The 23474-nt window shown below is 38.4% G+C and carries 27 protein-coding genes; 9 read left to right on the top strand and 18 right to left on the bottom strand.

What is annotated here, in order from left to right; genetic code table 11:
* Window positions 1-168 precede the first annotated feature (168 nt).
* From H5115_RS10915 to folB, 3 genes are read right to left on the bottom strand one after another with little or no spacing between them, the layout of a single operon-like run.
* Window positions 169-969, bottom strand: a complete 801-nt coding sequence (locus tag H5115_RS10915; RefSeq protein WP_182755244.1) for an undecaprenyl-diphosphate phosphatase — start codon at window positions 967-969, stop codon at window positions 169-171.
* The gene (gene folK / locus H5115_RS10910) at window positions 966-1454 is read right to left on the bottom strand and encodes a 2-amino-4-hydroxy-6-hydroxymethyldihydropteridine diphosphokinase (protein ID WP_182755242.1); all 489 of its coding nucleotides are present in this window, start codon (window positions 1452-1454) and stop codon (window positions 966-968) included. The genes H5115_RS10915 and folK overlap by 4 nt, the downstream gene beginning before the upstream one ends.
* Complete coding sequence (gene folB, locus H5115_RS10905; protein WP_149594123.1) at window positions 1455-1814, bottom strand: dihydroneopterin aldolase; 360 nt, start codon at window positions 1812-1814, stop codon at window positions 1455-1457.
* A gap of 230 nt (window positions 1815-2044) precedes the next feature.
* Between folB and plsY the strand changes: the two genes are divergently transcribed.
* Window positions 2045-2656, top strand: a complete 612-nt coding sequence (gene plsY, locus H5115_RS10900; protein WP_182755240.1) for a glycerol-3-phosphate 1-O-acyltransferase PlsY — start codon at window positions 2045-2047, stop codon at window positions 2654-2656.
* Between the two features lie 11 nt (window positions 2657-2667).
* Here the strand turns inward: plsY and tsaD are convergent, their stop codons facing one another.
* Genes tsaD through H5115_RS10885 form a run of 3 tightly spaced genes read right to left on the bottom strand, consistent with a single transcriptional unit; the run spans window position 2668 to window position 4656 of the window.
* The gene (tsaD, locus tag H5115_RS10895) at window positions 2668-3681 is read right to left on the bottom strand and encodes a tRNA (adenosine(37)-N6)-threonylcarbamoyltransferase complex transferase subunit TsaD (protein WP_182755238.1); all 1014 of its coding nucleotides are present in this window, start codon (window positions 3679-3681) and stop codon (window positions 2668-2670) included.
* A gap of 38 nt (window positions 3682-3719) precedes the next feature.
* A complete protein-coding gene (locus tag H5115_RS10890; protein ID WP_182755236.1) occupies window positions 3720-4310 on the bottom strand; it encodes a YjaG family protein in 591 nt (196 codons plus the stop codon).
* Entirely contained in the window at window positions 4303-4656 is a 354-nt protein-coding gene (locus H5115_RS10885) for a DUF2007 domain-containing protein (protein WP_165744225.1), read from the bottom strand. The genes H5115_RS10890 and H5115_RS10885 overlap by 8 nt, the downstream gene beginning before the upstream one ends.
* A gap of 83 nt (window positions 4657-4739) precedes the next feature.
* Here H5115_RS10885 and H5115_RS10880 point away from each other — a divergent pair, with 83 nt between their 5' ends.
* The 3 genes from H5115_RS10880 (at window position 4740) to H5115_RS10870 (ending at window position 7136) form a co-directional block, all read left to right on the top strand.
* Window positions 4740-5162 (top strand): DUF2721 domain-containing protein, encoded by a 423-nt coding sequence (locus H5115_RS10880; protein ID WP_002961042.1) that lies wholly within the window; start codon window positions 4740-4742, stop codon window positions 5160-5162.
* Between the two features lie 378 nt (window positions 5163-5540).
* A complete protein-coding gene (locus tag H5115_RS10875; RefSeq protein ID WP_182755234.1) occupies window positions 5541-6425 on the top strand; it encodes a LysR family transcriptional regulator in 885 nt (294 codons plus the stop codon).
* Between the two features lie 90 nt (window positions 6426-6515).
* Window positions 6516-7136, top strand: a complete 621-nt coding sequence (locus tag H5115_RS10870; RefSeq protein ID WP_182755232.1) for a 2OG-Fe(II) oxygenase — start codon at window positions 6516-6518, stop codon at window positions 7134-7136.
* A gap of 38 nt (window positions 7137-7174) precedes the next feature.
* Here the strand turns inward: H5115_RS10870 and ubiA are convergent, their stop codons facing one another.
* Together ubiA and H5115_RS10860 are read right to left on the bottom strand one after the other, a co-directional pair.
* The gene (ubiA, locus tag H5115_RS10865; protein ID WP_138489550.1) at window positions 7175-8053 is read right to left on the bottom strand and encodes a 4-hydroxybenzoate octaprenyltransferase; all 879 of its coding nucleotides are present in this window, start codon (window positions 8051-8053) and stop codon (window positions 7175-7177) included.
* Entirely contained in the window at window positions 8050-8589 is a 540-nt protein-coding gene (locus H5115_RS10860; protein WP_002961048.1) for a chorismate lyase, read from the bottom strand. Before H5115_RS10860 ends, ubiA begins: the two co-directional genes overlap by 4 nt.
* 154 nt (window positions 8590-8743) lie before the next feature.
* On the opposite strand from H5115_RS10860, the gene H5115_RS10855 reads away from it, so the two are divergent.
* Window positions 8744-9142, top strand: a complete 399-nt coding sequence (locus H5115_RS10855; protein ID WP_002961049.1) for a flagellar basal body-associated protein FliL — start codon at window positions 8744-8746, stop codon at window positions 9140-9142.
* A gap of 3 nt (window positions 9143-9145) precedes the next feature.
* Here the strand turns inward: H5115_RS10855 and glpG are convergent, their stop codons facing one another.
* The 6 genes from glpG to H5115_RS10825 all read right to left on the bottom strand — a co-directional run bounded on the left by glpG (window position 9146) and on the right by H5115_RS10825 (window position 14397).
* Complete coding sequence (gene glpG / locus H5115_RS10850; RefSeq protein ID WP_182755230.1) at window positions 9146-9964, bottom strand: rhomboid family intramembrane serine protease GlpG; 819 nt, start codon at window positions 9962-9964, stop codon at window positions 9146-9148.
* Entirely contained in the window at window positions 9961-10278 is a 318-nt protein-coding gene (gene glpE, locus H5115_RS10845; protein WP_010554397.1) for a thiosulfate sulfurtransferase GlpE, read from the bottom strand. Before glpE ends, glpG begins: the two co-directional genes overlap by 4 nt.
* Window positions 10279-10346: 68 nt before the next feature.
* A complete protein-coding gene (gene tdh, locus H5115_RS10840) occupies window positions 10347-11372 on the bottom strand; it encodes an L-threonine 3-dehydrogenase (RefSeq protein WP_024595694.1) in 1026 nt (341 codons plus the stop codon).
* Window positions 11373-11422: 50 nt separating this feature from the next.
* Window positions 11423-12616, bottom strand: a complete 1194-nt coding sequence (locus H5115_RS10835; RefSeq protein WP_002961055.1) for a glycine C-acetyltransferase — start codon at window positions 12614-12616, stop codon at window positions 11423-11425.
* Between the two features lie 159 nt (window positions 12617-12775).
* Entirely contained in the window at window positions 12776-13339 is a 564-nt protein-coding gene (gmhB, locus tag H5115_RS10830; RefSeq protein ID WP_182755228.1) for a D-glycero-beta-D-manno-heptose 1,7-bisphosphate 7-phosphatase, read from the bottom strand.
* The gene (locus tag H5115_RS10825; RefSeq protein ID WP_182755226.1) at window positions 13339-14397 is read right to left on the bottom strand and encodes a glycosyltransferase family 9 protein; all 1059 of its coding nucleotides are present in this window, start codon (window positions 14395-14397) and stop codon (window positions 13339-13341) included. Before H5115_RS10825 ends, gmhB begins: the two co-directional genes overlap by 1 nt.
* 122 nt (window positions 14398-14519) lie before the next feature.
* On the opposite strand from H5115_RS10825, the gene H5115_RS10820 reads away from it, so the two are divergent.
* Entirely contained in the window at window positions 14520-15248 is a 729-nt protein-coding gene (locus H5115_RS10820; RefSeq protein ID WP_182755224.1) for a 3-deoxy-D-manno-octulosonic acid kinase, read from the top strand.
* Between the two features lie 16 nt (window positions 15249-15264).
* On the opposite strand, the gene H5115_RS10815 is transcribed toward H5115_RS10820, so the two are convergent.
* Complete coding sequence (locus H5115_RS10815; protein ID WP_182755222.1) at window positions 15265-16350, bottom strand: glycosyltransferase; 1086 nt, start codon at window positions 16348-16350, stop codon at window positions 15265-15267.
* On the bottom strand, window positions 16347-17420 hold the full coding sequence (locus tag H5115_RS10810; protein WP_182720496.1) for a glycosyltransferase: 1074 nt from the start codon (window positions 17418-17420) through the stop codon (window positions 16347-16349). Before H5115_RS10810 ends, H5115_RS10815 begins: the two co-directional genes overlap by 4 nt.
* Before the next feature lie 211 nt (window positions 17421-17631).
* Here H5115_RS10810 and H5115_RS10805 point away from each other — a divergent pair, with 211 nt between their 5' ends.
* On the top strand, window positions 17632-19137 hold the full coding sequence (locus H5115_RS10805) for a capsule assembly Wzi family protein (RefSeq protein ID WP_182755327.1): 1506 nt from the start codon (window positions 17632-17634) through the stop codon (window positions 19135-19137).
* Window positions 19138-19382: 245 nt separating this feature from the next.
* Here the strand turns inward: H5115_RS10805 and hldE are convergent, their stop codons facing one another.
* Together hldE and H5115_RS10795 are read right to left on the bottom strand one after the other, a co-directional pair.
* Complete coding sequence (gene hldE, locus H5115_RS10800) at window positions 19383-20822, bottom strand: bifunctional D-glycero-beta-D-manno-heptose-7-phosphate kinase/D-glycero-beta-D-manno-heptose 1-phosphate adenylyltransferase HldE (RefSeq protein ID WP_182712284.1); 1440 nt, start codon at window positions 20820-20822, stop codon at window positions 19383-19385.
* A complete protein-coding gene (locus tag H5115_RS10795; RefSeq protein ID WP_002961065.1) occupies window positions 20822-21412 on the bottom strand; it encodes an SIS domain-containing protein in 591 nt (196 codons plus the stop codon). The genes hldE and H5115_RS10795 overlap by 1 nt, the downstream gene beginning before the upstream one ends.
* A 182-nt stretch (window positions 21413-21594) precedes the next feature.
* Here H5115_RS10795 and waaA point away from each other — a divergent pair, with 182 nt between their 5' ends.
* Window positions 21595-22908 (top strand): lipid IV(A) 3-deoxy-D-manno-octulosonic acid transferase, encoded by a 1314-nt coding sequence (waaA, locus tag H5115_RS10790; RefSeq protein ID WP_182755220.1) that lies wholly within the window; start codon window positions 21595-21597, stop codon window positions 22906-22908.
* Window positions 22905-23453: a DUF1415 domain-containing protein gene (locus H5115_RS10785; RefSeq protein WP_182755218.1), complete on the top strand. Its 549-nt coding sequence runs from the start codon at window positions 22905-22907 to the stop codon at window positions 23451-23453. The genes waaA and H5115_RS10785 overlap by 4 nt, the downstream gene beginning before the upstream one ends.
* Window positions 23454-23474 lie beyond the last annotated feature (21 nt).

The following is a 23474-nucleotide window of genomic DNA, read 5'->3' as shown; positions in this document are numbered from 1 at the left end:
CCTTAAATCGTATGCTCACTTTACAGCTATGCAAAGTTTAATGGCGCTATAATGCCAAAATTCGTGCTTAGTTACCATTGCGAGTAAGCATTTCACTCGTGCCAAAATGACCACCTGATAATAAAAAAGCCTTCTTAATTAGAAGGCTTTTTTATTAGTCATTATTTGCTACATCATTAAAAATACAATCAAACCTATACCGAGCAATAAACGATATATCACAAATGGCAGCATACCCATTCGCTCTATTACTTTTAAAAACATAAATATACATGCATAAGCCGATAAGAACGATAGCACTACACCTAGTAATAATGTATTCCAATCAACCACATGGTCACCCAGAGCAAGCTCTGCAGTGTAATAAAGCCCCATCATAGAAATAATTGGAATTGCCAGTAAAAACGAAAAACGCGCTGCGCTTTGCTTATTCATTCCAAGCATTAAACCAGCAGTCATCGTGATACCTGAGCGAGAAGTTCCCGGGATCATTGCAACAGCTTGTGCAAAACCAATAATAAGTGCTGTTTTCCAATTAAGCTGATAAATCGTTTTAATTTGCTTACCTTTTGCATCCGCGTACCAAAGCAATAAACCAAACACAATTGTGGTAGTAGCAATTACCCAAGCACTTCGTAGGTACAACTCTATAAAGTCTTTTAAAAGTAAGCCTAAAATAGCGGCAGGCACAGTGCCTAAAATTATCCACCAACCTAGCTTACTATCATCAGTAGTCCCTTGTGCACCAAAGGATTTAAACCACGCACTGAGTATGTCGACGACCTCTTTGCGAAAATAAATAACAACGGCAATTAAAGTACCAACATGTACTGCCACGTCAAACGCAAGCCCTTGATCTTCCCAGCCTAAAATTTGTGATGGGAGAATTAAGTGCGCAGAACTAGATATAGGTAAAAACTCAGTAAATCCCTGTATGAGGGCTAAAATAATTATTTCGATGATACTCATGGGTTAGAAAACTCCACCTTCCATAGCTTTTGTTGAGGGTTATTATATTCATTCCATAACTGCGCAATCGTTTGTTTAGCTACAGGATGATAGAAATTTGGGGCCACCTCGCTAAGAGGTTGTAATACAAATGCGTTTTTAGTTATTTCATCTCGTGGTAATTGGGCTGGAGAAGCGCAAATTACATCATCATAAAATAGTAAATCTAAATCGAGCGTTCGTGGACTAAATTTTTTATCGTTCGCTGTGCGTCCATTATCAAGCTCTATTTGTTTTAATAAGGCGCATACATCAACAAGCGACATATCAGTTGTAGCGCCAACGACTGAATTATAAAAATTATTGCCAGCAAACCCTACTGCTTCACTTTCAAAAACAGACGAGTGCACAATATGCTCAAAGTGCTGCTTAAGTGCAATTAATGCACATTGTATATAATGCGCTTTATTTATATTTGACCCTAGGCTGATATAAATTTGAGCCATTTAGCCTGTTGCCTTAACACGTGTAATTTCAACACCTACAGTTTGCGCTTGTGCTACTGCCGCTGGTTTACTTACTCTTATAGTAACTTGTGGAGTATTAAACTCGCTTAAAATAATATGCGCTAATTGTTCAACTAAAGTTTCTAGCAACTCTACAGGTTTTAAAGTGCAGTGCTCAATAACTCGCTCACTTACTTTTGAATAATCGAGTGCTAAATTAATATCATCATTTTCAGCTGCAGGCTTAATATCGCTTAGCATTTCAATATCAAAATAAAGGCTCTGTTTACTTTCTTTTTCAAAGTCGTACACTCCAATAATAGTGTCGACGTGCAATTGAGATATAAAAACCTTATCCATTGATACTCCAAATAACAACAAACTACTAAGCAACGATACTAAGCATCAATAAAATTAATACTGTATATGGTTTAGCCAGTGTTTAAATATGTAAAAATAACTTCTACAATAGCAAAATAACTAAACTAGCTATTAAATAGCCTGTTAATAATTTTTACGATAAATTTTGCTGCCAATAATAGCCTAAAAGCACTATCAATTGGTATAGCAATTAAAAAATAAGGAAGCGCGTGTTAGCCACTATAATGTTTGTTTTAGCTTATTTACTTGGGTCGATTTCGTCGGCTATTTTAGTGTCGCGGTTGTTCAAACTTCCAGACCCTCGTAATAGTGGTTCTAACAACCCAGGAGCTACAAATGTTTATAGATTAGGCGGAGCATTCCCGGCTTGCCTGGTTTTAGTATTTGATATTTTAAAAGGCACTATTCCTGTATGGGGGGCTTATTTTTTAGAAGTTGAACCTTTAGAGCTTGGTTTAGTTGCAGTAGCTGCTTGTTTAGGTCATATGTACCCACTGTTTTTTAGCTTCAAAGGCGGTAAAGCCGTAGCAACGGCATTTGGCTCATTATTACCTATTGGCTTATCATTGGCTGGTTTACTTGTGTGTACTTGGTTAGTTATTGTGGCAATAACACGCTATTCATCGCTGGCAGCGCTTGTAGCAGTCTCCTTAGCACCTCTATATACATGGCTGATAAAGCCACTTTATACTCTGCCTGTTGCTTTTATCACACTGTTAATTATATTTCGTCACCGCACCAATGTTATTAGATTATTTAGTGGAGACGAACCAAAAGTGGGCGCAAAAAAAGCACCCACTGATGAAAACAAAAATATCTAAAAGATGAGCTGTTAAATCGGCTCAAGGCTATCTATTGGCCAGCGAGGTTTTGTTTTCATATCAAGCGTGGCAAATTGCCCTGCTTTTAAACGTTGCATCCCGGCATAAGCAATCATTGCACCATTGTCGGTACAAAATTCAGTACGCGGATAAAACACTTCGCCTTTCATACCTTTCATTACACGTTCAAGCTGTAAACGTAGTTGCGTATTTGCACTTACGCCGCCAGCGATTACTAGGCGCTTAATACCTGTTTGTTTAAGCGCACGCTTACACTTAATAACGAGCGTATCAATAACCGCCGTTTGAAATGCATGCGCTATATCAGCTTTGGTTTGATCGTCGTCGTCATTTTCACGAATCGTGATTGATGCCGCTGTTTTTAAACCACTAAAACTAAAATCAAGACCTGGCTTGTCGGTCATAGGGCGAGGAAATACAAAACGCTTAGCGACCCCTTGTTCGGCCATTTTAGCTAAGCGCGGACCACCGGGGTAATCAAGACCAAGTAACTTAGCTGTTTTGTCAAAGGCCTCGCCTGCGGCATCATCAACTGACTCACCTAATACTTCGTATTGACCAATACCGGCTACTTTAACCATCATGGTATGACCGCCCGATACAAGCAATGCAATAAACGGAAACTCAGGAATATTCTCTTCAAGCATTGGAGCAAGTAAATGCCCTTCCATGTGATGTACTGCTACCGCAGGTATATTCCAGCCGTATGCTAATGAGCGACCAATAGACGTACCTACCAATAATGCACCAACTAGACCTGGGCCTGCAGTATAAGCAATACCGTCTAAATCTTCAGGGCCACAACCTGCTTGTGCAAAAGCTGCATCTATAAGTGGTAATGTTTTACGAACATGATCGCGCGATGCAAGTTCTGGCACTACACCGCCGTAATCAGCATGTACTTTTACTTGGCTGTATAATTGATGAGCTAACAAGCCTTTTTCCTCATCGTATATTGCAATACCTGTTTCATCACATGACGACTCAATGCCTAAAATTCGCACTGTACTTCTCCTGCCTTTAAAATTCTACTTTGCTACTTTTATAACGTGAGGCCAATATTTGTTTGGCCATCTTCTAGGGCAAACTTTTTAAGTGCTTTTACGCTATCAGAGGTGATACGCCCCATATTTTCTACAAAATCAATTAGCTCACCTAATACTTCAATTTCGTATTGCATTAGTGGGTGTTCTCTAACAGCTGTGTTATCTGCAACCTCACCTTCAACCGTCATTTGATATTCAATAAATCGAGCCACTGTTGCTTGAGATATTTTACTGACACTAATAAACTCTTGCTCATCTTGCGCCATTAAACCGTGCATTAAGCTAAGTAAAGACGTTGCAGCATCAATAGCAGGGTAAGTACCAAACATATCAAAATCAGCAAGTTCAGGAACATTTGGTTCTATTTTTTCAACTTGTTTTTCGAGATCTATTTTACTTTTAGGCAGTAATATTTTTTCCCAACAAACATTAAGCGAACTACGTAATAAGGTTTCGTCACCAAATCCTGTTGCTTCGCTAAATAAACCGTAATTTGGCAGCATTCGCTCTATTAAAGCACTTGCTAAAACAGCCTTTTGTAAATAGTTAAGCTCTCTAATACGCTGAAAATTATTTGCTTTAGTCATTCTTTAACGTCTCACACGACCAACAAAAATCAAATGTTGATCCATTATGCTCATTACAGTTAGGGCACACCCAATCTGGAGCGGATTGTTTTACTTGTTGATAGTTTACCAATATTTGGCGCGCATGGCGCTCTTTTATCGCATAAACCTGCACACTAACTTGCGCCTGATCAAATGGAATTTCTCCTAATGCGCCTTGGAGCATCTCGCCTTTTATTTTACATTCAATACCACCAGTTTGTATTAAACCTTTAATAATATTAGCTTCAAGGGTGTTTTCGGCTTTATAAATTGTGATCCACTGAAAAGAGCTATCTGTTGTGTTGTTATTATTAATATTTTGCAATACTCACCTCATTTATTTTGTGTTAACAATATCCTACGCTAAATTATTAGCATACTAACATGCTGCACTTTTAAGGAATCAACATGACACTAACAACTCCGGGCTTACTTTTTCCGGCCATATCGCTGCTATTACTCGCCTATACAAACCGATTTTTAGTTTTAGCGCAATTAATTAGGGAGCTAAATGCGCGTGAGGGTGAATCTATTAGGCCTGTTGTAGTGGCTCAAATCACTAACTTACGCAAACGTATTAAGCTAATTCGAACAATGCAGGTGTACGGGGTAGCCTCGTTTCTACTTTGTACTCTATCAATGTTTGCATTATTTATTGAGTTTAATGCCACAGGAATTATTTTATTTGGTATTAGCTTAGCCTGCTTAAGTTTATCGTTATTAACGTCTTTATTTGAAATACATATTTCCTGTGATGCAATCGAGATAGAACTGCAAAGCATTGAAAATAAACCATTAAGCAGCCGAATAAATAGAAATTTTGTAAAATAGAGTGTTGTAAATAAAACACTCTATTATTTGTCATAATCATGTTGTATGAATGCCCCTTTTTGGGGCGTACTTTTTTATTAATTAGAACAATTAAATCCAAATATCGTAACTAACTCACTGACAATAAATAACTTTGCTTAGATAACCCATTGCAAAAATATAGATGAAATACAATAAACAACTAGTTATGAATTTAAAAAGTAATACTATTTGGTCGCTTTACTCTTTAATTAATACTAAAAGGGGGGTATCCTGCTGGAAACACGTATGAACTTACAAACGTATTTCAATATAGAATTTTACTAAACTTTAGAATAAAAAATTAATGTATTTGATGCCCTTGGTATCTGCGACTTACTTATAAAAAGGGACTATAAAGTGAGATTTGAACAATTAGAGCAATTTGTAGCACTTGGTGTATTACGTCATTTTAGACAAGCTGCTGAACAAACCCAAATTAGTACTTCAGCGCTAACGCGCAGCATTCAAACACTTGAAGATGAAATGGGATATGAATTAGTTAAACGCTCAACACGCTCAGTTAAATTAACGCCAGAAGGCGAACTTTTTCTAGAATATGCTAAAACAACCCTATCGGAACTTGAGCTAACAAAAAAGCGGATTTTCCAATCAGTAAACGGTAATGCTAATGAAAAACTCGTAATTGGGTATACCAATAAGGCAAGCAGCATAGTCCCTATTTCTTGTGGGCAGTTTTTGGCTCAATACCCTCATATAAAAATTGAGATGCAGCTACAAGATCAGCAAGAGCTAACACGCAAACTCCAACAGGGTGAAATAGACATAAGCGTATACTCTCAAGCTATTAACAGTATTGGTAGTGACATTCACTTACCAGATCAGCTTGTATTATTTGTTTCAAAAAACCACCCTCTTGCCCATAAAAACGATATAAGTAAACAAAACCTTGATAGCTACCCGATGTTTGGCTGTTTCTCTGAGTCTAAACAAGTACAAACTATGCTTAATGAAGCGATTAATTCTTTAAATAAATCATCAAGTATTAAAGTGGGCAGTATTGAGCAAGTGATGGCAGGTGTAGTTAAATCAGATCATTTTGCTATTGCAAGCATTGAACACGCTAATGCAATCGCAGAGAATTCTGAATTAGTACAACTTAAAACAAATAAAGATTTAAACCACGAACAACTCGTTGTACAAACAAGTCAACAAACGTCGATTACCGAACATGTAGAGCATTTACTATCACTTATAAAAAAAGCGGGTACTACATTTAGCTAATCTGATGTTTCAAAAGTGCGGCGCAATAAACAGTAGCTTTTAACAGCTTTTCGGCTACACTGTCGCACCTTTTTTAAACAGCTTATGTGAATGAACACACTTTTTGGTCCTGATGTCTATTTAGATGATATAGAACGCCAAGGATATACCGTAATTCATAACGCGCTTATTGCCGATTTAGTTAACGATTTAGTTGCAGACTGCCACCGTATAAACCCTCACTTTAGCCTTGCTGGTATTGGTCGATTAAATGACTTACAAATAGATAAAACCGTACGTACTGATAAAACCTATTGGTTTGACGGCAGCTCTCAAGCACAGCTTACCTATCAAGCAATAATGCAAAGTATAAAGACCACGTTAAATCGCAATTTTTTTATGGGGTTATTTGATTACGAATGCCATTATGCAAAATATACACAGGGTGATTTTTACAAAAAGCACTTAGATGCATTTAAAGGTCGCTCTAATCGAGTATTTACAACGGTACTTTATTTAAATACGCCTAAGCAAGGTGGCGAACTTGTTATTTATAAACCTAAAAGTAAAGAGATAGAAATAACAATTAAACCAACTGCTGGCACATTAGTAATGTTTGAAAGCGAACGCTTTGCCCACGAAGTACTTCCCGCCGTTGACGATCGCTATTCTATTGCAGGCTGGTTTAGAAAAAACGCCTCTATTAGCGGCATTATTGATCCGCCCCGGTAACTCCAAATAGAGCATTTTAACGGCCTTTATTGAGGCTTTTAAAATGCTATTGGGTATGAAAGTAATAACCCTATAAAAATAGCCAAACCCACGTAATGATTATTTAAAAACGCTTTAAAACAGGCATCTCTTTCACGTTTATGAATAAGCGTTTGTTGGTATGCCAATAGGCCCGCAGCAATACTTAAACCAACGCCAAACGCGACACTTAAATGATTGCTTATACCAATAAAAGCAACCAACGCTATAAATACAGCATTAAGTAAAAAGATAATATGGCGGTCGTATTTACCAAATAAAATAGCGGTTGATTTTACCCCTATTTTTAAATCGTCGTCCCTATCAACCATCGCATACATGGTATCGTAAGCCACTGTCCAACAAATATTCGCTATAAATAATAACCATGCCTGCTGTGGTAGTGCATTAATTGAAGCCATATATGCCATAGGAATTGCCCAACCAAATGCAGCCCCTAAAACAACTTGGGGTAATTGTGTATAGCGCTTCATAAAGGGGTAACAAAAGGCTAAAGCCAAAGCTCCAAAAGAAAGCAAAATAGTATTAACGCTAAGCATTAATACTAAAATGAACGCAATAACTATGAGTAGTAAAAATAGACTAAGTGCTTCACCACTACTCACTTGCCCTGAAGCTAGCGGCCGTTGAGCTGTGCGTTTTACCGAGCCGTCTATTTTTCTATCTGCAAAATCATTAATTACACACCCTGCACTACGCATAACAACAACGCCCAGCGTAAATATAATAAAGTTGAGTAAGCTCGGCATCCCACTATTAGCAAGCCATAAAGCCCAGTATGTTGGCCAAAGTAATAACAAGGTACCAATGGGCTTATCTATACGCATTAACTGTATATAATAAGGGATATGTTTTGGCTTTAAAGCGGCTAATTTCATGAGTATAAATATGCTCCAGGTAAAAACACTTCACACACTAAAAACTTATACTCTTTGAGTGAGAATACACTTCGACGCCCTAGTAAGTTTTTCTCGGGTAAGTTCAATTTTGTAACTAATTGCTGAATAGGGTGCGTGTCATCAAAATAAGCAATTTCTATATCCGTTCGTTTTAATGCTGGGTCTTGAAAAATCACATCACCTAAAGGGCGCTCGCCCATATTGTGCAAAGGATTAATAGAATCATTTTTAGGAAGCCAGCTTTGTGCGTACACCACAGGTTTGTTATCGCATAATAAGAGAACTTCTCGATTAATAGCTGTTTTAGCTGTGCTGTTTAGTAGTAAGTTTTGCTCTGGGCTTAAAGTAAATAACTGCTCACTTAATACCTTTACATTAAACGTTTTTGAGTTGCTTTTTAATTTAGCCGTTAATGAATTTTGTTCAAAAAGCCACTCTTGCTCTAGAGGAGATAAGTCACTTATATAAGAAGTGGACTGCCAATTAGCAGATATAGACAGAGGATAAGTAATCACAATAGCTCTACAAAATAAAAAACAACGAGATGATACCATTGCCAAAGCTTTTGAAAAAGTGATGTTTTATAACCATAAATAATTGCTTGGCGCTGTTTATTACCTACTATTAAGTATAAACTATTTGTAACAAGTTTTAAGAAACGCTTTAAATATGAAAAAAATAGTATACGCAGGTCTTTTTACGTTCTTTGTAAGCGTTATAAGCTTTACAGCTCGTGCTGAATCCACAGTTGGTTATTTTGGTTTTGAGCCAGATATAATCACCAACTACATTGGCGCATCAAGTAAAAAAATGGGCTATGTGCGTGTAACTATTGATTTAATGCTTACTGATACTTCTGATATTGCAGTGGTTGAACACCACACGCCATTACTTCGTGATGCCCTAGTAGAGATTTTATCTAAAGAGCCAGAAGAGAAAATAAAATCACTTACTGGCCGTGAAGAAATACGTGCAAAGTGCGCCGAAAAACTAAAAAGCCTGCTAAAAGAAGAAACAGGACAAGAGATCATCCGTGAAGTCTTGTTCACTAAATATTTATATCATTAGTATTTAACGTTTTGCGTTAAATACTTTGGCGGTATAGGCAAAAGCCATACCGCTAACTAACCCACCTAAGTGCGCCCAATTAGCCATACCTACAAACAATACATCAGCAAATCCAAGCACTAACCAAATCAACATAAAGCCAACAATAGCCGTACTTACAAGCGCAGGTTTGTTCGGATTTAAAAAGCTATGAATCCAACAAAAACCAAGTAATCCATATACTACGCCACTCAAACCGCCAAAGTTAGGACCAACCATTAGGTATTGTGCCCAATTACTAATAAGTGCAGTCACTAAAAACAAGCCTATTAAGCTTAGTTTCCCGCATTGTTTTTCGATATTGTCACCAAGCGACATCCACCAAATTAAATTAAACACTATATGCATTGCGCTAAAATGTACGAGGGCGGGCGTTAACCAACTTAAAGGCTGCGTAGGTTTAAACTGCATCATGGTGTAAATGGTCTCAAAACCACCTAGTAAAAAAGCAAAATAAATTATAACGCTTACAATACTTACGCTTTGATTTAACCAGCTAAGCGCTTTAAATCGCGTCATTAGATTAAGTGATTGCCCTTGGTATTTAAGCGGCGATTGTGTGCTACCTACATCCCATGAAGCTTGTTGATAGCGTTCATGGTTAGGGTTTTGTGTAAATTCGGCCCATAAAGGTTGTATTTGATGAAAATGCTCAGGCGCAACACTAATAATGACATTGCTACCATCTGAGGAGCTTAATTGTCCTTGTAAACCTTGGCTTTTTAAATAATCTATAAAGCCCTGTGCGGCGCGCGGGTTATTTAAACTGCCAAGCTCTATCATCGCTCTACTTTCTCGCTGTAAGCAGCTTCCCAAGCTGTAAAGCCGCCATCCATACTGTAAACGTCTTCAAAACCTTGCTCAACTAAGTAGCTAGCTGCGCCTTGTGAGCTCATACCGTGGTAGCAGACAATAATAATTGGCTGATCGAATTCTTTTTCCATCATAAATTGTGCGATATTACCGTTAGAAAGTGCTTCTGAGCCTGGAATGCGACCGGCTTGATACGAATTAGGATCGCGAATATCTGCAATTACCACGTCTTCTTTATCTAAAAGCTCTAACGTTTGCGCTATAGAAATATGTTTAAATGCCATTGAAATCTCTTTAATTAATAGTATAAAAAAGGCGGCTAAAGCCGCCCTTCTTGTAATTTAGTGAGGAACTAATCCCAGTTTAAAATTACTTTACCTGACTGACCTGAAATCATCATATCAAAGCCAGCTTGGAAGTCATCCACAGAATATTGATGTGTAATGATTGGGTTTAAATCTAGGCCAGATTGAATCAAACTTGCCATTTTGTACCACGTTTCGAACATTTCGCGACCGTAAATACCTTTAATCACTAAACCTTTAAAAATAACTTGGTTCCAGTCAACTGCCATATCAGATGGTGGAATACCCAGCATGGCAATTTTACCGCCGTGGTTCATATTATTAAGCATTGAATTAAACGCGCTTGGCACACCTGACATTTCAAGGCCAATATCAAAACCCTCTGTCATACCTAGCTCTTTCATTACATCTTCAAGCTTTTCATTGGCAACGTTTACAGCGCGTGAAGCCCCCATTTTACGTGCTAAATCTAGGCGGTATTCGTTTACGTCGGTAATTACAACGTGGCGAGCACCAACATGTTTTGCAACAGCTGCTGCCATAATACCAATTGGGCCTGCACCGGTGATAAGTACATCTTCGCCAACTAAGTCAAACGATAGTGCGGTATGAACTGCGTTACCAAATGGGTCGAAAATAGAAGCGAGTTCGTCAGAAATATTATCTGGAATTTTAAATGCGTTAAATGCAGGAATAACTAAATATTCGGCAAACGCACCTTCACGGTTTACACCTACACCCGTTGTATTACGGCATAAATGTACACGCCCTGCACGACAATTTCGACAATGCCCACACGTAATATGCCCTTCGCCAGATACGCGGTCGCCAACCTGAAAGCCACGAACTTCTTGGCCCATATCAACGACTTCACCAACATATTCATGGCCAACAACCATAGGCGTTGGAATGGTTTTACTTGCCCATTCGTCCCACTTGTAAATATGTACGTCGGTACCACAAATAGCTGTTTTGCGAATTTTAATCAGTAAGTCGTTATGACCTACTTCTGGCTTTGGTGCATCTGTCATCCAAATGCCCGGTTCTGCTTTTAATTTTGATAATGCTTTCATAATCCACACTCAATTAAAAAACCGAAGCGAGGCTTCGGTTTAAAATAAAATTAAATAACGCCCATTTCTTTACCAATACGGGTAAATGCATCGATAGCTGTATCGAGTTGCTCAATACTATGTGCCGCTGAAATTTGTGTACGAATACGCGCTTGCCCTTTTGGTACTACAGGGAATGAAAAACCGGTTACGTAAATGCCTTCAGCAAGTAATTTATCAGCCATTAACGAGGCTACTTTGGCATCTCCTAGCATTACGGGGATAATTGCATGATCTTTACCTGCACACGTAAAACCAGCAGCTTCCATTTGCTCACGGAAATATTTAGCATTTGACCAAAGTTTAGCGCGAAGCTCGCCGCCATTTTCAAGCATTTCAAGTACTTTAATTGATGCAGTAACAATTGAAGGCGCTAATGAGTTTGAGAACAAGTATGGGCGTGAACGCTGACGTAACCATTCAACAATTTCTTTTTTACCTGATGTATAACCACCTGAAGCACCGCCCAGCGCCTTACCTAATGTACCGGTGATAATATCTACACGGTCTAATACATTACAGTACTCAGGTGTACCCTTACCGTTTTCGCCAACAAAGCCAACTGCGTGAGAGTCATCTACCATTACAAGCGCATCATATTTATCGGCTAAGTCGCACACAGCTTCTAAATTACAAATAACGCCGTCCATAGAAAACACGCCATCGGTAGCAATTAGTTTAGTTTTAGCACCGGCTTCGTCTGCTGCAATAAGTTGCTTCTCAAGATCAGCCATGTCGTTATTTGCATAACGAAAACGTTTAGCTTTACATAAACGTACACCGTCAATAATTGATGCATGATTTAATGAATCAGAAATAATAGCGTCTTCTGCGCCTAAAATAGTTTCGAACAAACCTGTATTTGCGTCAAAACATGAAGAATATAAAATAGTATCTTCTGTTTCTAAAAACGCACTGATTTTTTGCTCTAGTGTTTTATGGATATCTTGCGTGCCACAAATAAAACGTACTGAAGCCACACCAAAACCATGATTATTTAAACCATTTTGCGCCGCTTCAATTAACTCTGGGCTATTAGCTAAACCTAAGTAGTTATTAGCACAAAAGTTGATTACTTTACCTGATGCAACTTCGATTTGAGCTTGCTGCTGGGACTTAATAATACGTTCGTTTTTATACAAACCTTCGGTTTTTACGTCTTCAATTTGCTGTTGTAACTGGCTAAAAAAAGCAGATGCTCTCATCTAGGTTCTCCATCTATTTGAACGGGTAAACAACCGCACTTTCACGGCTGTTTATTATGCGGGGTATTGTAAAAGTTTAATGGGTAAAATGCACGGTTTGCAGTTCGTCGCAAACACCCTAAGTTGGAAGGAATTCCTGCCAGTTTACAGGCTGTTTATTTATGTGTTTAAAAGTGCAGGTAAACTACTTATAGAATCGATAATTAAATCAGCTTCTTGCTTAGCGCTTTCGTCAAAGCTTTGCCCTGAACGCACTAAAACGCGTGTAGTGATGCCCGCTTTTTTCGCAGCCTGCATATCACTGAGTTTATCGCCCACCATAATACTGCAAGCAGGGTCGATATTATGCTCTTGTATGCCTTGTAATAACATACCTGGCGCAGGCTTTCTGCAACTGCACTCTTTCAAATATTCAGGGCGCGCTTTTTTAGGGTGATGCGGGCAAAAATACACATCGGTAACTGCAATGCTGTGGGCACTGTACTGGTCTTTCATCCACTCGGTCAGTGCTAAAAAATCAGCTTCGGTGTAATAACCTCGTCCGATTCCAGATTGATTAGTGACGATTATGATTTTATAGCCTGCATCATAAAATGTTTTACAAGTGCTAAAAACACCGTCAATAAATTCAAATTTATCGCTTTGATACACATAACCATGATCAACATTTACCACGCCATCTCGGTCTAAAAAAAGCGCTTTATTTTTTTGTTGCTTATTCATTACAAAGACTCTTTTTGTACAACATGGTCAAACATCGCTTTTACATCATCAACTGTAATTTGGCTCATTAGATCATCGCCTTTTACGCGTGTCCCCCACGAGACTTGCTCAGCCGTTTTACCTGTTTGCTTAAACAAGTTTTGATGATAAACCTCTACCACGTAGTCTTGGTATAAGTAAGGACCTGTGCGTGCTGGGTTTGAATGTGCATATAAACCAATAACCGGCGTACCAACTGTTACTGCCATATGCGCAGGACCCGTGTCGGGCGCAAGCACTAAGCTGCCACGCTTTAACACGCACAACAACTCTTTGAGTTTTGTTTTACCTACTAAATTTAAAATAGGCGTGTTGCTGTGCTCAATAATGCTATTTGCTAGGTTAATTTCAAGCTCTGTTGGGCCACCCGTCAATACCACCTTAAAGCCTTGCTCGCTTGCATAATCAGCCAATGTGGCATAACGATCAGCGAGCCAATTACGCTGCGCTTTACTAGCTGCGGGCGATATTACTAATAGTTTATTAGTTAGGTATTCTGATGTTAATAACTCATCTGCAACCGCTTGGTCTTGCTCGGTATATGGCATGTTCCAACTCGGTTTATAATCAGAAACACCAATGGCTTTTGCAAAACCTTTAAAGCCTTCAAGAACGTGCGCCTGAGCTTGTGGGTCTATTCGTTTATTAATAAATAAGCTATGTAATTCTTTTGAACGAGCCCAATCGAACCCTATTTTTACTTTTGCAGGAATACAACGCGCTACAAACCCAGCCCTTAATGCAACTTGCATATTAAGAAGCACATCAAACTTTTGGTTGTTGAAGCGTTGCTTTAAGCTTTTAAGCGCTGCTTTGCCTTGCTTTTTATCAAATACCACCAGCTCAACACCCGGTAAGTCAGCAAGTAACATGGCTTCTATTTTGCCAATTACCCAGGTGATTTTTGCATTCGGGTGTGCCTTTTGAATAGCTTGTACTGCACTCACACCATGACATACGTCACCAATGGCTGAGAGTCTTAATATACAAATAGATGAATAATTAGGAGCTTGAGTCACACATTCCCTTAGGTATTAAATACAAAAGCCGATCTTAAATTATAATCACGCTATTGCAAGCACTTATCCTCAGCTTTAAAACGCGCTAATATAGACACATTATTTAGCAATTACACAGAGCTATGTTTAAACAACACGTGCAAGGCAATCACACGCTATTAAGCCACCCTAAATACACAAGCCAAATTACCCTCGATTGGTTTGATGCAAATTATTGGCAACAACAAAATAAAATTGTGGGTGCTAAAAAAGGCAGAGCAACAGCATGGTTTTTTAAACAAGACAAATTAACAGCCGTACTTAGGCATTATTGGCGCGGTGGTTTAGTGGGTAAATTGCTAAGCGATCAATATTTATACCCAGGGCTTGAAAAAACCCGTGTGTATAAAGAGTTTAGCTTAATGAGTAAGCTTATAGAGCTTGGTTTAAACGTACCCACCCCTATTGCAGCTAAAGTAACCCGCAGCGGGTTAATTTATCGTGGTGATATTATTACCGAGGCTGTTAAAGGCGCTAAAAGTGTACTCGATATATTAATTGCACGCCCATTGACTGAAGATGAGTTAGAGCGCATTGCTAAAACAATCGCGCTATTTCATTCAAAAGGCGTTTACCACGCTGATTTAAACATTAATAACATTTTATTTAATGATATTGGTGATGTGTATATTATCGACTTTGACAGAGGTGAAATAAGAGCGCCTAACCCACAGTGGCAACAAAGTAATATGGCACGCCTTGAGCGCTCATTTTTAAAAGAACAAGGTCGAAATGATGCATTTAATTGGCAAGTGAGTGACTTTCAAACTCTGCATAGCAACTACCTCAAAGCGCTCGCTAATATCAGTTAACCTAATATAAATTAACTTAGTTAGCCAAGGCTAAATACTGAAGAGCGACCTGCTCTGCCTGTACTTGTTTTAGAATTTCAGCATTTTCTAGATTAGGTTTGTCAGTTAATACCAACTTAACAGAATTGGCTAATGCCTCACTTTGTCCAGCGGGTACTAAATATTTACTCAGCTCGCCTGTTAATATCTCGCTTGGTCCAAATGTACAATTAGTGCTAACTACCGGAGTACCCACCGCTAAAGCCTCAATTAATACCGTTGGCAGCCCTTCAAAATCAGAGCTCAAAACTAAAGCTTTGGCATGCTGAATCCAGTTGTACGGGTTTTGTTGAAATCCAGGCACTACTAACTGTTTATCTATGCCATATTGCTGTGCAAGCTTTAACGCTTTTGCAGGTTTATTACATAAAAGGACTAACTTGTATTTTTTATCAAGTTTTGCAAATGCTGCAAATAATATATCGTGGCGTTTTTGTTTGGCGAGCCTTCCTACATGAATTAAGTAAGGCTCATTTGGGATGTCGTTATTTTTCTCATTTGCTTGCTGTCTTATTTTTTCAAAATCGAACGGGTTATAAATAGTCGCGATTGCACTTGGGTTAATTAAATCCCCTTGTGTTATTTCTTTTTCAACACCCTTTGATACGCAAATAAGTGATTTACCATTTAAGTTTTGCTTACTTTTTTTAAGGTATAAATATGAAAATGGACCTAACTTTTTTTGACGGGCAAGTTCTGCATTGACGGAGTTATGAATAACAAAGTGAACATTTTTGATATTACTAAGCGCGAGCAAGTTATTACTTCTATCAAGGTTAGAAAGCACTAGGTCAATATTGCCAATCTCGCTTTGTTTTTTTTCAAACCACGCTTCTAATCGCAAAATACTATTTTTTCGCTGCCAGAATCTATCTACTTTAGATGCTCTATCAGGAAAAAGGCTATCAACTTTAACTATATCAGGAATGTCATACTCAGCGTTGCTCGCAAGAGATAATATAGTGACATTGTGCTGTAGTTTCGCCATTTTTTCAGCCAAAGTAAGCATTACTTTTTCAGCACCACCACCTACTAGTGAATCAATTACAATCACTATATTCATAAGCGATCTCCTACAAGCATATTTTTTATGCCAGTAGTGATCACGTCGAAGCTATGTGTGCTATCGAGTTGCTTATATTTACCAATAAATTCACTATAAAAAGGCTCGGTAATAACTTGAGCTATTTTCGTTGTAATTTCATCAATATCAAGATTTGCTTTTATTACAACACCTGCATTAACGCAATGATCCAAACGTGTATTTTGATCTTTTGAGATAGCACATGCCACAACAGGGGTTTGAACTGCAATTGCTTGCAATAAAGTATCTCCACCACTAAGTAATGCGACTTTAGCTTGGCTCATTAATGCCAAAAATTCGGTTCCTTGCAGGCTTGATAAACAAGTAACCTCATCACTTTTAGGAATTGCTTTATTATAATTTGCACCAAACACAACAACTGCTTTTAACCCAGTATGCTTAGTAATTTTAAGCGCGGCTTTAAAGTAAACCTCAGCACAATTAAGATTATTTAATATATGCCCGCCAGAACCCGCATTAACAATAAAATAGCCATCAGATACTAAGTTGTAGCGATTTAAAACATCACGTTTTTGCTCACAAGAAGCAAATGCAACAAAAGGGCCTACATTACGAGGGGGTGCCAAGGGAAACATGTCTAACTTCGCACTTTCAGCCCATGTAAGTGGCTCAATACAATAATCAGGCTGTACAACCCAATGTGTATCAATTAAATTAATCCTGTTTAGCTTCAATCCCTTAGCGCGTTTTTTTGCATGCTGAGAAATAAATATAACTTTAGCGCCTACTTTTTTAGCCGCTTTCATATGCCCTGCACGTCCTGCACAATCAAAAACAACGACGTCAGGTTTAAATTGCTCTATAAAGTCGCAAACAGAATCAAGCTCTTTAGTCGCTGAGTGTTCAAGCAATGTGGCTTCAAAAGGACACTTTTTTGCGTAGCTTGTATGCTTGTTTAGTATGAAGTGAATATCGAGAGAATCAGTAAGTTCTGCCTTTAAACTTTGAGCCAACAACAACGAGCGCATATATTCACCAATGCCTTCTGGTGATGATACGGGAATAAATAAAAGTCGTTTGTTGCTCATTACATTCTCAATTTCCTATTTGAACTCCAGTATACCAATCAGATACTTATTACGATAGCTAGGTTACATTTTAATATATTAAATTAGCTCTATAAATTTGATTATTTACTGCAATAACAAGCTTAGGTTGATAAACTTAGCCGCAATCTAAATCACAAGGATCTGAACTTTGCGAAACAGAATTTTTCTACTTTCTACTCTTTTTTGCGCTATGAGCGCGTCAGTTAATGCTGAACCATGGGTAAAACCCGATGATTACGGTCTTAGAGCTGATATTCAACAATTAGCTGATGCCGGTGTTATTTTAGCTCCTGTAACTACCTATCCGCTTATGTGGAAAAGTTTTATAAGTGATGTGCAAAGCATGCCGCTTGAGCAATTATCTCCAAGCTTGCAAGATGCTTTACTTCGCGTTAAGCATCGATATAAATCAGAAAATAGCAGCTCGCATAGTCTTCAATTATCTGCTTTTGCAGCCACAGATCCGATCATAGCAACAAGCTTTGGTGCAACAAATACACAAGAAACAGAGCTTTCAGCAGCTTACGCTTATTTAGGCGATAACTTTGCAGCTAAAGTAGCTATAAATTACAGAAAAGACGGTAAAAAATGTTTAGTTGATGGAAAAACGACTGACGATATAGTTACCGATGAGCAAGCTTTAACCGATTGTAACGATACCTCGCTTGACGATAGTTACTTAGCTTACCGTTTAGGTAACTGGATTTTTAGAGCGGGTGCTGTTGAGCAATTTTGGGGACCTGGTGTTGATAACAGCTTAATTATGTCTGGTAATGCGAAACCTTTACCTGCACTAAGTGTAACCAGAGAAAAAAGTACTGCTTTTGAAACACCATGGTTAAGCTGGATTGGTCAATGGGGCTTTACCGCACAAATGGCTAAACTTGAGTCTACACGTGTAATTCCTGATGCTTTACTTTGGAGCAGTAGATTAAATATACGCCCAATACAACAATTAGAAATTGCTGTTAGCTGGTCTGCACAATGGGCAGGAGACGGCCAACCAGGCTCTGCAGGTGATTTTATTGATGTCATAACTGGGCAAACAGCATGTATTGATGGCAATGTTAGTTGTGATAGCCAATTAGAGTCAAAAATAGGTAATCAATTAGCTGGCATAGATATTCGCTGGTCAGATACACTTTTCAACCAACCTTATGCAGTATATGCCAGTACGATTGGAGAAGATGCCAGTTCACAGTTTAAGCCAGCCGATAGAGCCTATTTGTATGGCGTACAGACAACACAACGTGTATATGATCAAAACTTATTAATAAATGTAGAGTACATAGATACAGGTGTTTCATGTCAAGCTGACTCAATTTCTGAAAACTGCTATTACGAACATAGTACCTATAAATCGGGTTACCGTTACCACGGTCGCACTATTGGCTCTACTTATGATAACGATGCACAGTCAGTTGTTTTAACCCTGTTAGGTCAGTTATCTAATGGAGACGATTGGCAGGTAAAATTACGCAGTGTTGATTACAACAGCGATAACCGTGACCTTTATCCTAATAATCCTGACTTAGGAAATACAATTACTAAAACAGGGTTTAACTCTAAGCAACTAGAAATGCGTTACAGAATGCTTTCTATGGGAGGGCGAGTCACTTTAGGTGCTTTTGCATCTAACAACGACGGTGCTGAAAACGATACATCAGCATTTGCTAAGTATGAATTAAATTTTTAGTAAGTTACTTTATTAAAAATAAAAAGGGATGAAAACACTGTTTTCATCCCTTTTTTGTATTTTTAGTAACTTAAATCAGTAATTATACCAATTGCATTAAATTAGTGTTCTATTATAGCGATAAGAAAACAGCTCAATAACAAGGCTAAAATTATGATACATAGTTGTTCTATATAAATAGTTTTTAACGTAGTTAGTGAGTTATTTAATACGCTAGAATGATCATGTTTTAAAAAAAATTGGTATTACTGTTTAATTTTACTAATTACTTTTGATGTTGAGCACCCATCTAAAAATTCAAGCACTTCAACTTTTCCGCCATGACGAAGTACGTGCTCAGCACCCGCTATTTGCTCTACGGTGTAGTCGCCACCTTTAACTAAAATATCAGGACTTATTTGCTCAATTAATTTAGCGGGAGTGTCGTTTTCATCTAAGCTACCAAACGGAATAACCCAATCAACTGATGAAAGTGCGCTAAGTACCATCGCACGCTCATCTAGCGGGTTAATAGGGCGTTCTGCTCCTTTTAAACGCGTAATAGATTCATCATTATTTAATCCAACAACGAGTCTATCGCCTCGTGCTTTAGCTTGCGCTAAATAACGTACATGCCCAGCATGCAAAATATCAAAACAGCCATTAGTGAATACAATGGTTTCGCCGTTTTGTTTTGCAAATTCAATATGCTGAAGTACATCATCAAATGGTGTTTGGTAATGCTCACCCGTAGTATGTAAATACTGACCAAGCTTGCGGCTTAGCTCTTCTGGCGAGACAGTTGCAGCCCCAAACTTACTCACAACGATACCTGCGGCTAAATTAGCAATTTCGACAGCATCTTTAGGTTCCATGCCCGCGCCAAGCATAACCGCGAGTGTAGCTATAACCGTATCACCGGCCCCGGTTACATCGCTTACTTCAAGCTCTTGCGCTGCAAAATCAAATTTTTCATCTGCACTAATAAGCGACATACCTTGCTCAGAACGCGTAAGCAACATAGCTTTAATGCCATTTTTGCTAATTAAATCACGCGCACTTGCAGCTAAAGCCTCTTCTGAATCGGTTTGACCACCCGCTAACTTAAACTCATGTAAGTTAGGTGTAATGTAATCAGCACCTTCGTATAAGTGTAAGTCTGGCGATTTAGGGTCAATTAAAACCGTTTTTCCGGCGCCCTTAGCAAGGCTTATCATCTCTTTAATTAAGCTTAAAGATCCTTTGCTGTAATCAGAGAACACAATAAAGTCGTATTCATCAAGTACAAGCTCTAAGCGGTTTAATAAAAGCTGGCTATGTTGCTCAGTAAACATTTCTTCTAAATCAAGTCGAACCAATTGTTGGTGGCGGCTAATAACACGCATTTTTGAAATAGTCGGTAAATCACATACACTCACTAATTGTGAGCTTATTTTTTCACCTTTTAGGATGGTCTCTAAAATCTGCCCGCTTTCGTCCTCACCAATTAAACCCAATAAGCCAACTTTTGCATCTAACCGCGCTATATTTTTTGCAACGTTAGCTGCGCCGCCCGCTTTGTCTTCAAATTTACTCACTTTAACAACCGGTACTGGTGCTTCTGGCGAAATGCGACCTGTATCACCATACCAATAGCGGTCTAGCATTACATCGCCAACAACTAATATTCGTGCCGCTGATAAGTTTTTTAATAACGATAAATCCATTACTGCTGCTCCGCAACAACCATATCCATGGCTTCACATAACCAGTGACCTATAAACATGTGAGCTTCTTGAATACGTGCTGTTTCGTCATTTTTTATAATAATAGGTAACTTAGCAATATCTTTTACTTTACCGCCATCACGCCCAGTTAATGCCACTGTAAAAGCGCCTAGTTTATTTGCAGCCTCTAATGCTAAATTAATATTGTTACTAGTACCTGATGTAGTTAAACCAATTACTAAATCTTCTGGCTTACATAACGCTTGAACTTGGCGCTCAAACACCGTATCAAAGTGATAGTCGTTGCTGTGCGCTGTTAAAATTGAGGTGTCGGTGGTCAATGCCATTGAAGCAAGCGGACCACGTTCTAATTTATAACGCACTACAAATTCTGCTGCTAAATGCTGTGCATCTGCTGCACTACCACCGTTACCAAACCAAACAATCTTGCCACCAGCTTGTAATGCACTATGGCATGCTTCTAACAATTGCATAGATTCTTGATGATAAGCCTCCATCGTTTCAAATAATGCCTGATGACGGTTTAATGTTTCAACGTAGCTAGTTGCCACTGAATCGATAATTGACATGAAAAAATTCCTCTTGGAACTGAAATGGCAGGAAAAATTAAATTCATTATTCCATAATTTTATTTAATTGTGTGTATTTTATCGGGTTATAACTGAACCCAGACCATATTTTATAACGAGTCTGTTTAGAAAACGGCTATTTCACGGTAAACTAACGCCACTTCCCTTTAAGAAAGATCAGTATGGCACGCATTTTTTACTCATTCGCATTAATTATTATTAGCCCACTGATTGTATTTTATCTCTATATTTTACGAGGTAAAAAAAACCAAGGCTATCGTGCACACTTTAAAGAGCGCTTTGGGTTTGTCAGTAAGTCTTTATTTACGGTTAAAACTAAACCTTTAGTTTTTCATTGTGCTTCTGTTGGTGAGGTACTTGCCGCAACGCCACTTATTAAAGCTTTGCAAAAAGTGCATCCAAATTTAAATATACTTATAACCTGTAATACTCCAACAGGCAGAGAGCAAATACTTAGCCAGTTTAAAAATACTGTAGCGTGTAGCTATTTACCAATCGATTTCCCGTTTGCAACGGCTCGATTTTTAAAGCGTATAAAGCCACAAGCATTATGTATTTTAGAAACCGAGCTATGGCCAAATTTAATGGCGATAAGTCACAAAAAAAATATACCGGTACTTGTCATCAATGCAAGACTCTCTGAAAAGTCGCAGCAAGGCTATCAAAAGGTCGCTAAGTTAACGCATATTATTATGCGCTCAATTACAGTACTTGCGAGTCATAACAAGGCAGATGCAGAGCGTTTTATAGAGCTTGGTCTCGAAACTTCAAAAAGCCATGTAACAGGCTCTATAAAATTTGATATAACACCAAGTGACGAGCAATTAGCCAAAGTACTCAACCTTAAACAGCTTTACAGTATTAATAAAAATAGCAGTACTGAACACATCAATGACGAACGCTTTGTATGGGTGGCAGGCTCAACACATCCTGTAGAACATGAATTAGTATTGGCAGCTCACCAAGAGTTACTAAAAAAGCAACCTAATGCATTACTTATAATTGCCCCGCGCCATCCAGAGCAATTTGATAAAGTAGCAGAGCTTTTAACGCAAAGCCCACTTAGCTTTAGCCGCCGTAGCCAAAATAACTATAATAATGAGCAAGTACTCCTTGCTGATACGCTTGGTGAGTTACAGTGTTTATATGGTGCTGCAAATGTGAGCTTTATTGGCGGCAGCTTAATTCGCAGAGGTGGGCATAACCCACTAGAATCCGCTGCGTTTTCGGTAGGTGTAATAACAGGCCCACACACATATAATTTTGATTATGTTTATCCCGAGCTAATAAAGCTCAAAGGTGCTCTAGTGGTTGATAGTAACGACGAACTCGCAAAGCAGCTTATAACGCTTAGCCAAAACACAAAAGCGTGCCAAACCTTAGGTATTAAAGCTGCGCAATGCGTAGCTAAAAACCAAGGTGCTATACAAAAAACACTTAACATTATTAATCAATATTTAGAGCCAAAACCGTGACCAACATAGCTATAAGCCAAACCCGTGAATGGGTGTCATCTGTTATTGTTAAATATAACTTTTGCCCATTTGCTCGAAAAGAAGTAGAAAATAACTGTATTCATTACATAGTAAGCCCAGCAGCAAGTATGGATGATGCTGTAATGGATATGCTTGAGCAATGTGTTGAGCTTGACCGTGAACCAAAGCGCGAAACAACCCTTATCATGTTTGACAATGGCTTTAGTGACTTTGAAGACTTTTTAGACTTGGTCGATTTAGCTAATGCACTTTTAGTCGCGCAAGGCTTTGAAGGTAAGTATCAAATCGCTAATTTTCATCCTGACTACGTATTTGCCGACAGTGATGAAACCGATGCCGCAAACTACACAAATAGAGCGCCCTTTCCTACTTTGCATTTAATCCGCGAAGCAAGCATGAGCGAAGCACTTGATAGTTATAACGAGCCTGAATCTATTCCTGAGCATAATATAAACCTAGCAAGACGTAAGGGGATTGATTTTTGGCAGCAGTTACTTGCAGGCTGTAAAAAACCGAGCGCTTAAATGCTCGGTTTTATTTTGGTT

Source organism: Pseudoalteromonas sp. SR44-2 (assembly GCF_014163745.1).
GTDB lineage: Bacteria > Pseudomonadota > Gammaproteobacteria > Enterobacterales > Alteromonadaceae > Pseudoalteromonas > Pseudoalteromonas distincta.
The sequence above is the reverse complement of the archived record's forward strand: the minus strand, read 5'-3'. Positions and strand labels throughout refer to the sequence as shown.

Bases quoted from the DNA above. Each gene is read 5' to 3' on its own strand.
- H5115_RS10915 (WP_182755244.1), bottom strand. From the start codon at position 969: ATGAGTATCATCGAAATAATTATTTTAGCCCTCATACAGGGATTTACT.
- folK (WP_182755242.1), bottom strand. From the start codon at position 1,454: ATGGCTCAAATTTATATCAGCCTAGGGTCAAATATAAATAAAGCGCAT.
- folB (WP_149594123.1), bottom strand. From the start codon at position 1,814: ATGGATAAGGTTTTTATATCTCAATTGCACGTCGACACTATTATTGGA.
- H5115_RS10890 (WP_182755236.1), bottom strand. From the start codon at position 4,310: ATGACTAAAGCAAATAATTTTCAGCGTATTAGAGAGCTTAACTATTTA.
- H5115_RS10880 (WP_002961042.1), top strand. From the start codon at position 4,740: ATGACACTAACAACTCCGGGCTTACTTTTTCCGGCCATATCGCTGCTA.
- H5115_RS10870 (WP_182755232.1), top strand. From the start codon at position 6,516: ATGAACACACTTTTTGGTCCTGATGTCTATTTAGATGATATAGAACGC.
- ubiA (WP_138489550.1), bottom strand. From the start codon at position 8,053: ATGAAATTAGCCGCTTTAAAGCCAAAACATATCCCTTATTATATACAG.
- H5115_RS10855 (WP_002961049.1), top strand. From the start codon at position 8,744: ATGAAAAAAATAGTATACGCAGGTCTTTTTACGTTCTTTGTAAGCGTT.
- glpG (WP_182755230.1), bottom strand. From the start codon at position 9,964: ATGATAGAGCTTGGCAGTTTAAATAACCCGCGCGCCGCACAGGGCTTT.
- glpE (WP_010554397.1), bottom strand. From the start codon at position 10,278: ATGGCATTTAAACATATTTCTATAGCGCAAACGTTAGAGCTTTTAGAT.
- tdh (WP_024595694.1), bottom strand. From the start codon at position 11,372: ATGAAAGCATTATCAAAATTAAAAGCAGAACCGGGCATTTGGATGACA.
- H5115_RS10835 (WP_002961055.1), bottom strand. From the start codon at position 12,616: ATGAGAGCATCTGCTTTTTTTAGCCAGTTACAACAGCAAATTGAAGAC.
- gmhB (WP_182755228.1), bottom strand. From the start codon at position 13,339: ATGAATAAGCAACAAAAAAATAAAGCGCTTTTTTTAGACCGAGATGGC.
- H5115_RS10820 (WP_182755224.1), top strand. From the start codon at position 14,520: ATGTTTAAACAACACGTGCAAGGCAATCACACGCTATTAAGCCACCCT.
- H5115_RS10815 (WP_182755222.1), bottom strand. From the start codon at position 16,350: ATGAATATAGTGATTGTAATTGATTCACTAGTAGGTGGTGGTGCTGAA.
- H5115_RS10810 (WP_182720496.1), bottom strand. From the start codon at position 17,420: ATGAGCAACAAACGACTTTTATTTATTCCCGTATCATCACCAGAAGGC.
- H5115_RS10805 (WP_182755327.1), top strand. From the start codon at position 17,632: ATGAGCGCGTCAGTTAATGCTGAACCATGGGTAAAACCCGATGATTAC.
- hldE (WP_182712284.1), bottom strand. From the start codon at position 20,822: ATGGATTTATCGTTATTAAAAAACTTATCAGCGGCACGAATATTAGTT.
- H5115_RS10795 (WP_002961065.1), bottom strand. From the start codon at position 21,412: ATGTCAATTATCGATTCAGTGGCAACTAGCTACGTTGAAACATTAAAC.
- waaA (WP_182755220.1), top strand. From the start codon at position 21,595: ATGGCACGCATTTTTTACTCATTCGCATTAATTATTATTAGCCCACTG.